At 65.1% G+C, this 12,388-nt stretch carries 6 protein-coding genes; all 6 read right to left on the bottom strand.

Features of this window, described 5'->3' with window-relative positions; translation table 11 throughout:
- Positions 1-25 precede the first annotated feature (25 nt).
- The 6 genes from AC1MEQ_RS15700 to AC1MEQ_RS15675 all read right to left on the bottom strand — a co-directional run bounded on the left by AC1MEQ_RS15700 (position 26) and on the right by AC1MEQ_RS15675 (position 12,277).
- The gene (locus tag AC1MEQ_RS15700) at positions 26-1,048 is read right to left on the bottom strand and encodes an NAD-dependent epimerase/dehydratase family protein (protein WP_479792005.1); all 1,023 of its coding nucleotides are present in this window, start codon (positions 1,046-1,048) and stop codon (positions 26-28) included.
- Positions 1,045-2,142 (bottom strand): Gfo/Idh/MocA family protein, encoded by a 1,098-nt coding sequence (locus AC1MEQ_RS15695; RefSeq protein ID WP_479792003.1) that lies wholly within the window; start codon positions 2,140-2,142, stop codon positions 1,045-1,047. Before AC1MEQ_RS15695 ends, AC1MEQ_RS15700 begins: the two co-directional genes overlap by 4 nt.
- Positions 2,142-3,716, bottom strand: a complete 1,575-nt coding sequence (locus tag AC1MEQ_RS15690) for a sugar transferase (RefSeq protein ID WP_479792001.1) — start codon at positions 3,714-3,716, stop codon at positions 2,142-2,144. The genes AC1MEQ_RS15695 and AC1MEQ_RS15690 overlap by 1 nt, the downstream gene beginning before the upstream one ends.
- Positions 3,717-4,262: 546 nt before the next feature.
- Entirely contained in the window at positions 4,263-6,956 is a 2,694-nt protein-coding gene (locus AC1MEQ_RS15685; RefSeq protein ID WP_479791999.1) for a LuxR C-terminal-related transcriptional regulator, read from the bottom strand.
- A complete protein-coding gene (locus AC1MEQ_RS15680) occupies positions 6,953-9,646 on the bottom strand; it encodes a helix-turn-helix transcriptional regulator (RefSeq protein WP_479791997.1) in 2,694 nt (897 codons plus the stop codon). The genes AC1MEQ_RS15685 and AC1MEQ_RS15680 overlap by 4 nt, the downstream gene beginning before the upstream one ends.
- A gap of 153 nt (positions 9,647-9,799) precedes the next feature.
- Positions 9,800-12,277: a helix-turn-helix transcriptional regulator gene (locus AC1MEQ_RS15675; RefSeq protein ID WP_479791994.1), complete on the bottom strand. Its 2,478-nt coding sequence runs from the start codon at positions 12,275-12,277 to the stop codon at positions 9,800-9,802.
- Between the last annotated feature and the right edge of the window lie 111 nt (positions 12,278-12,388).

The following is a 12,388-nucleotide window of genomic DNA, read 5'->3' as shown; positions in this document are numbered from 1 at the left end:
GTTTCCCCAGTTTCCGGTGGTTTTCTCAGCTATTTACGGTTACGGCGTGTTTGAGGGCCCTCCCGGCGGCGACCTGTTCACGCAAAGGCCGCCACCATTCGACGAGCCACAGAAGCCCGTCCTCCAGGCTGACGGTGGAACGGAACCCGAGGTCCCGGGCGGCGGCCTTCGTGTCGGCCAACCGGCGGACCACCGAGTTCACCGCGCGTTCGGGGCCATATTCGATCTTTTGGTCAGAGCCCATCACGCGCAGCAACGTCTGGGCGAGTTGGCGCAGGCTCGTTTCGGTCCCGCTGGCGATGTTGTAGACGCCGTCGGTGATGGGGCTGGCTGCTGCCCGCAGGTTGGCCCGCGCGATGTCTTCGGAGAACACGAAGTCCATGGTCTGGCTGCCGTCACCGAAGATCAGCGGCGGCAATCCGTCGTCGATCCGCTCCATCCAGCGCACCAGCACCTCGGTATAGGCGCCGTGGACGTCCATCCGGGGGCCGTAGACGTTGAAGTAGCGCAGCATCACGTAGTCCAGGCCATACATCGACCGGAAGCTCTTGAACATCCCCTCGTTGAACGTCTTGGCGGCGCCGTACAATGTGTCGTTGTTGTAGGGGTGGTGGCGCTCCGTGGTGGGGAATTCCTCGGCCATCCCGTAGACGGAGGCGCTGGATGCGGCGACGATTTTCGGTGTTTTCGCCTCGACGGCGGCCTCGAGGACGTTGAAGGTGCCGTTGACCATGACGTCAACGGCCAATCGAGGTTCTTCGGCGCATTGGGTGATGCGGATGGCCGCCTGGTGGAAGACCACGTCCTTGCCCTGGACAAGTTCGCGCACGAGCTTGCGGTCGGCGAGGTCGCCTTCGACCAGGTTGACGCGGCCGCTGGCCAGGGGGCCGGCGATGTTGTCGCGTCGGCCCCGCACCAGGTTGTCCAGGACGTCCACGTGCTCCGCACCCGCGGCCAGCAACTGGTGCACGATCTCGGATCCGATGGTGCCGGCCCCGCCGGTGACCAGATAGCGGCCACCTTCGATTTTCTGCTGGTAGTTGTTCACTGTGCTGCCTCCAGGACTGAAGTGGTGGGAAAAAGTCGCCCGTCGCGACCCCGGTTGGCGAGGCTGCGGCTGGCTGCCTCGAGGACGGAGAGGACCCGCAGTGCGGACTCGCCATCCGTGGGCGCCGGGGTGCCCGAGCGGATGCTCGCCGCATACTCGGAGACCATGAGCCCAAGTGGCTCGAACTCGGACAGTGCCGGGGACCAGGTGTCGCCCAGTCGGTAGGAGATGGCGGCACCCTTGCGGCCCGCGGCGTCGCCGCGCACCATTTCCTGCCGGTCGAGGTCCACACCGCGGTCGAAGATGCTCAGGCGCTGTTGCGGATTCAAGTCGTCCCAGACCAGGGTCTTGCGGCTACCGCCGATGACCATTTGGCGGATCTTCGTCGGGGAGAGCCAGTTGACGTGGATGTGGGCGAGCGCGCCGTTGTGCAGGGGCAGGCTGAGGTAGCCGACACAGGATTTGCCGGCATTCAGCGGATCGGCCCCCTGCGCGGAGACGCCCACGGGATTGAGCCCGCCCGGGAGGATGAAGTCCAGGATGGACAGGTCGTGGGGTGCCAGGTCCCAGAACACATCGACGTCCGGCTGGACCAGGCCGAGGTTGATCCGCACCGAATCGATGTAGAGGATCTCACCCAGTTCACCACTGGCCAACAGGTCGCGGATCTTCAGGACGGCCGGGGTATAGCAGTACGTGTGGTCGGCCATCAGGATGGTGCCGGCAGCCCGTGCGGCCCTGACCATTTCCCTGCCGTGGATGCTGTTGTCGGCGAGAGGCTTCTCCACCAAAACGTGTTTCCCGGCGGCGATCGCCTGCATGGCGATGGCATGGTGCGTGCGTGCTGGGGTGGCGATCGCCACCGCATCGATGTCATGGTCCCGCAGGAGCCGGTCCACGGAGGTGACGACGGCGGGTTCCCCGGTCTTGTGCGCTAAGGCGGCGGCCCGCTCGGCGTCCATGTCGCAGATGGCGACCAGCTCCCAATCACCGCTCATGGCGAAGTTGCGGGCCAGGTTCGGGCCCCAGTAGCCGGCTCCGATGACGGCGACACGCAGGGCGGGGTGGACGGTGGTTTCTGGTGCGATGCTCATCAGTAGGCTCCCGACGGATTGATCATGACCTTAAAGGTGCGCCACATGATCATCAGATCTCCGGTGACGGACCAGTTTTCGACGTAGTAGAGGTCCAGGCGGACGCTTTCCTCCCAATCCAGGTCGGAACGCCCGTTGACCTGCCACAGCCCGGTGACCCCGGGCTTGATGTAGAGGCGTCGGTGGGTGTGCCCCACGTAGGCGGCAACCTCCGAGGGCAGCGGTGGACGGGGCCCGACGACGGCCATGTCCCCCTTGAGGACGTTGTAGAACTGGGGCAGTTCGTCCAGCGAGAACTTGCGCAGCCAGGTGCCGACCCGCGTGATGCGTGGGTCCTGCTTGAGCTTGAACAACGGCCCGGCTCCCTGGTTGAGGTCCTTCAGCTGCTGCAGGTCCTGCTCGGCCGTGGCGACCATCGAGCGGAACTTGTACATCGTGAACAGCTGGCCGCGACGGCCGGTGCGTTCCTGCTTGAAGAACACGCCGCCCTTGCTGTCATGACGGATGAGCAGCCCGATGACCAGGAATACCGGGGAGAGGACGAGCAGCGCCACGAGGGCGACGGCGATGTCCATGGCACGTTTGACCACGTGGCGCATGCCGGAGAAGGTAGGCAGTTCGACGTGCATGAGCGGCAGCCCCTCGACGGGGCGCATGTGGATCCGCGGGCCGGCGACGTTGGTCAGCGAGGACACCAGGATGACTTCGGTGCGCGTGCGTTCCAGCCGCCACCCCAGATCCTGGATGGCCCGGTTGCCTCCCTGGAGTGCGCCGGCGACGATGACGGCGTCGGCGCCAAGCCGACTGACCTCGCCTTCGAGGCCGTTCCCTCCCTGGACCAATGGCAGTCCGGGGCTGGTGGCGCGGATGAGGTTCTCTGCATCTGCATCGCGCTCGCCGTCCAGCACCACACCCACGACCCGGTAGGCAGCGCCCGACTTCTTGCCAATTTGGCGCACCACGTAGGGCGCATCCTTGGCTTGCCCGTAGACGACCACGTCGCTAAGCGCGTGTCCGAGCCGGCGTTGGGCCCGTAGCCAAAGGCGCCACGCCCACCGCCCGACCAGCAGTGCGAGGAGACCCATGGGGAGGGCCAACATCAGGAACGCCCGCAGGCCGGTGTCGGCGCCCAGCACCGCCATGACGGCGATCCATCCGGCTAGGGCGCCTGTGGCGTCGACCACTGATTTGTACTCGTACACACCAATGGCGATGCGGCCGGCAGCCCGGCTCTGGAACAGGTGGAGCAGCAGGAGCCAAAAGCCGGCGACCAGCATTCCCATCAGCAGCGTCTTGCCCAAACCGTTATCCCGTGTAGCGGTGGATCCGGTGAACTCCGCCAGACGGGCTCCGATGCCCTCGGAATCGTGCAGGCCGGCTGCCGCCACCAGGACGGGGGCTGCAACGGAGGCCACCACCACCACGATGTCCGTGGCCAGAAGACGGCGGCGATAGCGCTGGCGCCAGTGAACAGCCGAGACAACAGTCGGGGTCGACTTGCGACTGGCCGTGGGGGCCCAGGCAGGGATCGAGTCCAGACCGGTGCCGGACATCCGCTCGCTAAGCTGCGACATGCCCGACCCCTGCGAACTGCACTGAATCGCACCACGCTCCGGCGGTGTTGCGGGCCGTATTCATTCGCATTGGTAGTCCCCCCATGTTGTTGACCTGGTGTTCCGGCCCATCGGCCGGGATGGCCTCTTCGGCCTGGTTGTTCTGGAGCCTAGAACGCAGTACCAGCGAGCACACGAGTGGCGGGATACTCGTTTTGGCCGAATCGTTACACCGTCATTACCCGGGCCCTACTCGGTGCGTACTCAGTGGCATAGCGGTCACACCGGGGGCGGCCAGCTGCATGAAAAAGAGCCCCGCACCCACCCGATTTAGGGTGGGTGCGGGGCGTCATTTCAAGGAGTCGGCGGCCGCTGGGGGGCTGGGCCCACAAGGGGCCCACTAACCGCCGACTCCGTTCCGGGGGCTCCGGTGACAGCTTGCAGAATGCTACACCGGAGCGGAAGGTTCATCGGGGAGCGTCTCCGGCCCCCGTGTTCCTGATAGAGAGCATATGAAGTGGTCACCGCCCCTGCACGCGTGGACCATACCCCATCTGCCGGGATCGACTACGCGTTTTGTCCACGGGAGATACCCGCATGAAGACGTATCGCGTTGAGCTCCGAGCGATCCGTGATCCCCAGCTTGGAAAACACCCGGTACAGATGCCCCTCGACGGTGCGTTGGGAGACCGTCAAGGCCCTGGCGATCTCCGCGTTGTTATTGCCGCTCCGGGCGAGTTCGACGATTTCCTCCTCCCGGCTGGTGAGCTCGGCCAATGCCAGTGCCCTGGACACATAGGCATCCGGAATCAGCTGGTGTTCACGCACCAGTTGCAATAGGCCTCGCAAGACGCCTCCGCAACGTCGGGTATCTCCTTCCTCTGAATATAGGTTCGCAGCCCGTGCCGTCGCTTCGGCTGCTACCCGGTATTCCCCGGCGTCGGAGGATTCCCTCGCCAGACCCTCCAATGCCAGGGCATCCGTGGCAGTGTCCGGATCGGCTAGGCGTGCTAGGAATTGCGCGCGTTGTCCTTCCATGGGACTGGCAAGCTCGAACAATCGCCTGCCAAGGTCCTTGGACGCTTCACCGTCGCCCAAGAGGCGGTCTGACGTACCGGCCAGGAATTCACGTTCAAGGAGCGGATATCTCTCAAGGAAGGTCTTGCCCCCCGGGGTTCCGGTGGAGACCATCTGGTACAGGAGATGGCGCGGTGACGACGCTCCAGCACGGGCGTCTGCCGGCAGCTCCTCTCCGCGGACGCCCTTTCGAGGCGGGGTCACCGACTTGCCGGGCAGCATGGCCAGGGCCTGCTGGTCTGCGAAGTCCCTCAGGGTGCGCGCCAATGGCAACAGCCTGGCGCGGTCGCTGACCTGGAAATCGGCCACCGCCCCGGACAGTGCGTGACGCGCAAGGTTGGTCTGGCCGCGAAGCAGTTGGCCCATTCCACGAATCAGGGACAGTGGCCCATGACGGTGGATCATCAGGCGCACCGTTGAACCGCTGTGTGACGCCAGGAACTCCTCGGCTTCAGCATATCGACCGGAAAATACCAGGTTCCATCCGATGCGCGAGAGTACGGACAGTTGGTAGTTGGCGGCCAGCCTGGCGTCGAGATCGAGCTGCGCCATGGCCTGTCTGGCCAGCCCGAGCGCGGTCTCCGTACGGCCGTTGACGGAGTGAAGATCGCTGAGGAGGAGCAGCGCAATGGTGCGCCCCTCAATCGGCAATGCCGGGTCGGCAAGGAGACGTTCGGTTTCCGCCACTGCGCCCTGGGTGGGGTCGGAATCCTGGAGGCTCCTCCACAGGCCCAGCAACGCGTTGATGCTCTGGTGTTCGGCCGCCGCATGGGAGAACCCCCGGCGATTGCTGCTCTGGCGGGACCGGTTTTTCCACAGGTCTTCCAAGGCGTCCAGGTCGTGTTCCTCGAGCCCCAGATACACCGCCACCGTGAACAACATATTCAGTGCACGCTGCAGGATTACCGGATCATCGGTCTTCTCCGCGAGACCCATGAGGATGGCGCGGGCGGAATAATACCTGCCCAGCCCCAGCAGGGTGCGCGCTTCCAGCAGCCCCCCCATTTCCGAATCCATCGAAATGCCCGCAATGGCACAGAGTTTCCATGCCAGCGGATAGTCCAGCTCGTTGTTGGCCGTCGCTATGGCATCCGCTACCTCATCCTGGGCCACGTTTGCGCCTACTTCGATACCCCAGAGGACTTGCAAGGGGGTTGCGTCCAGCCCAAGTTCCGTTCGGTGCCCCGCCCACTCTTGATATAGTTCGGCACGATGGCCGGGGGCGATGACGTGACGCAGAACCATCGCATGGATCTCCGCGCGGAGTTCGATCATGCCCTCACGGTCAGCGGTCAGGATGCCCGATTCCACCAGATGGCGATAATCCTTCCCACCGCAGGCGACCAGCAGGGCGCGGGGCTGGCGACCGCCTAAGGCCATGAGCTCCAAGATGCGCTGTTGGCCTTCGGTCAGGGACGAGTGCATTTCACGGACCAGTTCGATCAGCGCCTCATCGGGCTCCGGGGCCAACCGGGCCAACAGCCAGGTCCCACCCAGCGCATCGGTGGCACCCGTTGACTCATTGTCCCGGACCAGCACCCCCTGATCCAGGCAGGACTGCACGAACGCCTTGACGAAGCTGGGGTTTCCGCCGGTCATGGCCTGGATGGCCTTCACGGTTCCCTCGGTTAAGACGCCCGCGGTGAGCTCCTCGGCGAGGAACCGCACGCCGGCTGCGTCGAAGGGCTGGACGACCAGCGTGGACAACAGCCCGGATTCCGTGAGCGAGAACAGCGTCGAGTTGCCCTCGATCCGGCCCGCGCCAATGGCAATGACCTTCACGGCAGCATTTTCCACCAGGAGCGAGAGGACGAAGGACGACTCCGGGTCCAGGAAATGGGCGTCTTCCACCAGGACTATGGGGATGGCGCCCCCCTCGCGCAGTCCGTCCAGGATCATGTTGATCTCGCGGAGTACCTGTACTGGCTCCTCGATTCGAGCCAGGGTGCTCAGGTACGGCGAGAGGGCTCCGTACGGCATCGCAGCCAGGGTCGGCGTGCAATGCAGGCGAAGGGCGGGAACGGGCACGTCGGTGCGCGCCAGGGCAGCCTGGACCAAGCTGGTCTTGCCCATTCCCGCACCACCGAGGATCACTGCACCGCCCGGGCCAGGACGGGTCATGATGGATACGAGTTCTGCGTATTCGGCGGATTGGTCCACCCGGAGCCGGTGCTCGATGCTCACTGGACTTCCACCACACGTCGGCTAGCCCGGTCGAGGGCCGTCAACTCCTGCCGGTTTCGTACCTGGAGTTTCGAATACACCTGATACAGGTGCCCTTCAACAGTTCGGACAGAGACGCCGCTCATGCGGGCAATGGCCGTATTTGTCATGCCGGAGATGACCCGCTGGGCCACTTGGGCTTCACGCTTGGTCAACTGCTCCAACCACGCTGGTCGGTTCTCCGTTTCGTGGACTGGGACTCCAGTCGTCTCGGATTCGGTGCCGCCGCGACGGCGGGCGCGCGTCACGGCGGCGAAGACGCGTCGTCGTTCGCGGTGGCCCAGCGCCGCCATGAGGACGTTGCCTTCCTCGTCTGCGTACACCGTTTGCCCGTGGCTGGCGAGCTGCTCCAGTCCATCGGCCAGCATGGCCGGGTCCGCATCGACCGTCCCGTGGGCCAGCAGTAGGAAGCCGTGAGTCCCGGGAACCGGATATGACTCACACACCGTCTGCAGACGTGCGGCCACGTCGGTGCGTCCGAGGCGCATTGCCATGGCCAGCGAATTCATTTCCAGGACTGCCCTGCCCCCGCGGCGTGCTCGATCGGCCAACGCCACCAGCCGTGCAGTTGCTGCCTGCGGCGTATCCAGCCCGGACACTGCGAGGGACGCAAACACTTCTGCAGCCCAACTGAAGAAATCCAATGGCCTCATGCGGTCCATGGAGGACGGATTGTGCAGGAGCAAGTCGACCGCTTCCGGGCCACGGTCCTGGTCGGCCAGACAGTACGCACTGGCGGCTTCGACGGCAGACAGCTCCGCCGACTCTTCGGCAATGGTGAGCTGGTGCAGGGTGGGCAGCAGCAATCCGAGCGCCGCGTCGGCTTCGCCGGAGAATCCGTGTAACAGTCCCAACACGAACTCGCCATAGGCGATGGACCGGATGTCGGGATAGTGCCCGCCAGCGAGTCGGATGGCGGCATCGGTCGCCGCCCGCCATTCCCCCGATAGGAGTTGTACGCGCAGCAGGGTGCATTCGATTTCCGCACATTCCGTGGCAGACATGACCTGGTCGAGAACGCCGGTCGCTTGAAGCCCCTCGATATCGGTCAGGAGCCGTCGAACGATGACGAGCGATTCCTGGGGCCGGGACGTCATGGACCAGGCCTCGGCCTGCACTGCCAAGGCCTTGAAATGCAGGGCCTCACTCGCCCATATTGTTCCGACGGTGGTGCCGTCGATGGGACGTTCCTGTCCGTCCGTGCCGGAACCGTCCTGTATCCGGCCCTCCGGCATGTCTCGATGGCTTCGGCTGGGACCTTCGAGCAACGTCTGGACCGCCTCGGGGCGTCCTTCCGCGACAGCTATCCGCGCGCTCTTCACTCTCAACAGCTGTGACGACCGGATCAGGCGCGCATCCCCCGGATGTAGCCGCAGAGCCACCGTCAACCCGGCGGTTGCCTGGGCCAATGTCCGGATCGCCTGCTCAGTTCTGCCCATGATGCAGAGCGACTCCACGACCGCCTTGACAATCGCCCCTTGCCGGCTGGCATCCGCTCGCCAGGCCTCGGGAGAAAAGCCATTTCCCGCAGCGAACTCGTCGACAGTGGCCACCAGCGCCTCCAGATTCCCCAGGTCCCGCATGGCCCGTACCTCGGTGAGGACGCGTGCGGATCGGGGTGCAGGATATAGCCGGGCCAGTGTTCCCTCGAGCTCCTGCCGCAGGTCGTCGTCCGCGGCGTTGCGAAGCAGGTGTCCCAGGAGCGGCACCGCGATGGCCACGATTCCGGCAGGCGCCTCACCCACGGTCACCAGCCCCCGCATCCGCAACGTCCCCAGGTCGTCGGAAAGCCCGGAGTGCCTCAGCTCTTCGGCGGTGACGGAGCCACCCAGTGCCAGCGCTGACAACAGGCACCGTTCGTCAACCCCCAGACCGGTCATCGTTCGGGTTCCGAAAGCCGTTAGCGTCGGCCCCACGCGGAGCGACCCGGGGGCGAGGACCCAGCAGCCACCTTCCAGGACCAGCTTCCCATCGGCGACGAGCTCGCGCACCAGCCCCCGCAGGATGTCGCGGTTACTTTGCGTCAGATGCCATAGGGACGCCGTGGCGAACATCGAGATTGGGCCGCCCAGTTCCGATTCCAGGAAGGACCGCGTTTCGGTGACATCCATGCTGTGGACCACCACCCGAGACAAGTGTCCCGATCGGTACAATGCCAACACGTCTTCCGGCAGGTCGGCGAGCCGTTCGCAGACCGGAACGAGCCAGATTTTCCGCATGGCCGCCAGTTGGGCCAAGATCGTCGCGGATTCAGCGTCAATCAGCTCCGGACTGCCGAGTGTGACTATGGCGCGCCCGCTATCTCCACACAGGAGGTGAGCCAAACCGTGCACGAGCTCGTGGCGCGTTGCCATCTGGTCGTCGTCCAGCTGCGAGAGGAGGAATGTCAGCACGCCATGGCGCATGGCAGCTGCATAGGAGCTGCCGTTGAGGTGGACCACCGGTGGCGCCGAAACCAGCCCGGCGACGGCCTCGTCGAAAACCAGGCGGCGCCCGCTTCCCGCGCGTCCCGCCACGATGGCTCCACCGCTGGATTCATCCGCCAGGACCGTCCGCAACTGCGCTGCGGCAGTGCGGCCCTCCACCGGTCGACTGCCCGGCATGCCCTGCCCGGGGTTGTCCCCCAGCCATTCGATATTCAGATTCGACACAACCATTTTCATGCCCGCCCCAGTTCAGTTCAGACCCCCGCGGTCCCTCCCCAGCGATGCATCGGGACCGATGTGGTCCTCATGGTAGATCGAATCGGCAGAGGAAACACCAGTAGGTTTCGGGATCGGGTACTTGTTTTGTCGAATCCTTACTTAAGTGACTTGAGAGCTTGCTTTCCACGGTGGATCGTCGGCGGCGAATGTGGCCCGCAGCTCCGACCTGTTGGACACGTTGAGTTTCGCGTAGGCCTGGTACAAGTGGCTCTCCACCGTGCGCACGGACAGGCCGATGCTCGCTGCGATCTCACCATTGCTCCGGTCGGCCAGCACGTGTCGGACGATGTCGCGCTGGCGAGGGGTCAATACCTGGATTCCGTGGTTGGCATCGCGAACGGGCGCTTCTGGACGGGACGCCTCACCTGCATTCCCGGTTTCGACCTCGGCATGCGGGCATGGGCCGTTGAGCGCTTCAAGACGTCGCTGGGCAAAGTCCCCGAAGAAGTGCTGGCCGATGGTCCGGCACAGCAAGGCCCCGTACTCCAATTCCGTCGGGTCCCCATTGCGCAGCCCGCGGACCACCCAAGTGCACGCTTCGGAGAATCGCCCATCTACTCGATCCGCCGCGGCGGCCAAGAGGTCAAGCGCCGGTTCATCTCCCCATTGCACAGCAGCCGACAAGGACAACAATTCCTGGGAATAGTTGCCCAGTGCGCGGTCCTGTGCAGCAAATTCCAGGAGGATCTCGACGGCCGTGTCCACGCGTCCGAGAAGGCCCATGGCTTGTGCCGTGAAAAACGTCGCCGACCACTCGAACCGCCACAGCCCATGTCCCGTACTGCGGGGCAGTTCAATGGCGGCCAACGATGCCAGGGCCTCGGAGCGGCGACCCGCCCCCGCCAAGGCGGCGCCCCGGACGGCATACACCAAGGGCAGGACGTCGTGTCGGCCCAGGACCCGGAGTTGCGGTATTTCCCGCTGAAGAATATCGGCACCGATTTCATACTCCCCGCTGAGCACGTGGGCGATCGCATTGTAGGTGGCCCCTGCCTTGCCCGGCCCCGGCGCGCCGGATTCGGCGTTCCATCCACCCGCCAAGGTCGCGACCGCACGGGTCCATTCACCGGCCAAACACTCCACGTCGAAGACTCCCATGCGGGCACGCTGGACCAGGAACGGCGCCGCCCCCGATTGCTCGAGCACATGCATCAGCTCCCGATCGGCGTGCAGGCCCTCCTGCACCCTTCCGCTGAGCACCATCGCCTCGTGCCTGATCTGCTGCCAGAGCCAGGATGCCCCTTCCGCGAGGCGGGGCTGCGACTCGTCCGCGTCCAGAATGGGGCGGTAGTCGCCCTTCCAGGACGCGGCTATCAATTGGGCTGCAGGTGCCGTACGGCTGTCGCCCTCACCCACCGGGACGGATGACGCCCCCCCGCCCCCGGGCGCGGACAACCGAAGGTTGCCGATGCGGGTCCACAGATCCACGAATTCGCCCGCGGCCAACAGTGCGCCAATTCGAACCCCGTCCACGCGTGCGGGCTCGACATCGTCGGGCACCTGCTTGAGCATTTCCAACGCATCCATCGGCGAGGTCGTGGTCAGCAGGTGCTCGGCCCCTTCAATGAACCGTTCGGGGTCCACCGGCAGGCCGCAGCGCAGCCGCCATGGCACCAGGCCCGGAGGACGATGAAGGTCCCGCTGGTCCACATATTCGGTGACGCGGTCCAGCAAGTGCCTGCTGCGGCCCGGCGGAACCTGATCCGCGATGGTCTGGACATTGATCATGCCGCGCAAGCTGACATCGCGTCGCATGGAATCGCGCAGGTTCAGATAACCCCAGTCGTGGACCGCGTCCACGACCTCGGCACCACCCAGCGCCAGAAGGATGTTCAGGGGCAGTTCCCGGGCCAAGGCCAGCATCTCGAAGACGTCCCGGACCTGGACATCCTGCTTCGCGAGCCACTGCTGCCAATATCTGGCCAACCGGAGCCCCACGGGCGGCGTGCTCCCCCGAATGACCCATACGTCCTCTTCGCGCACCAGGAAGCCAGCTTCCCGCCAGTCCGCGGCTATCAACCGCATCATGGCGCGGTTTCCGCCACCGTTCTCCCAGATGGCATAGCCTGCACGGTCGCTCAGTTGCCCGTCAAGGCCGTTTTTCAGGTAGTCCATCCCCAGGTCCAGGCTCATGTCCCGGACCCGGATCCTTTCGAGCCGAACGAGCTGTGTCAGGGGCGCACCAGGCGCGCCATGGGGGTCCGCGGCGGCCGCGACCACGATCGCACGGTCCCGGAGCACCAACCGCGCGACCAGTTCCAGTTCGGGTCCGGTGAACGCGGAGATATCTGGGATGAAGAGCACCCTGCCCGGGGAGGGCGGCGCCGCAACCAAGGCAGCCAAGGAGGCGGACGTGGCGGCATCGGGTGGACACGCCAACTCGAGCAGGCCAGCCCGTGCGGCGAGGCGATGTGCAATGTTCCAGGCGAATTCATCCTGACCGGCCCCGGGATCGCCGTGGAGCACCACTCCGTTTCCGGCAGCCGCCGTGCGGGTGGCGGTTTCCATCCACTCGACGTCCTCGGCCAGGTGCCAGGACTCTTCATCACGCTGCAACGCATGTCGATATTGCTGCATGGTTCCCCTCCCCAGAGACCTTCGATGCGGCCAGCGACGTTGCCGGCAGCCGTCCGGACCCATCCTAGTTCGTGCAACGGGATATCCGGCGGGGGAGGAAGGGAAAAGCCG

The organism is Arthrobacter sp. ASL1 (genome assembly GCF_056680475.1).
This window is presented reverse-complemented; position numbering and strand designations above follow the sequence as displayed.

Excerpts from the sequence above, each read along its gene's own strand:
- AC1MEQ_RS15695 (WP_479792003.1), bottom strand. The coding sequence starts at position 2,142 with ATGAGCATCGCACCAGAAACCACCGTCCACCCCGCCCTGCGTGTCGCC.
- AC1MEQ_RS15675 (WP_479791994.1), bottom strand. The coding sequence starts at position 12,277 with ATGCAGCAATATCGACATGCGTTGCAGCGTGATGAAGAGTCCTGGCAC.
- AC1MEQ_RS15690 (WP_479792001.1), bottom strand. The coding sequence starts at position 3,716 with ATGTCGCAGCTTAGCGAGCGGATGTCCGGCACCGGTCTGGACTCGATC.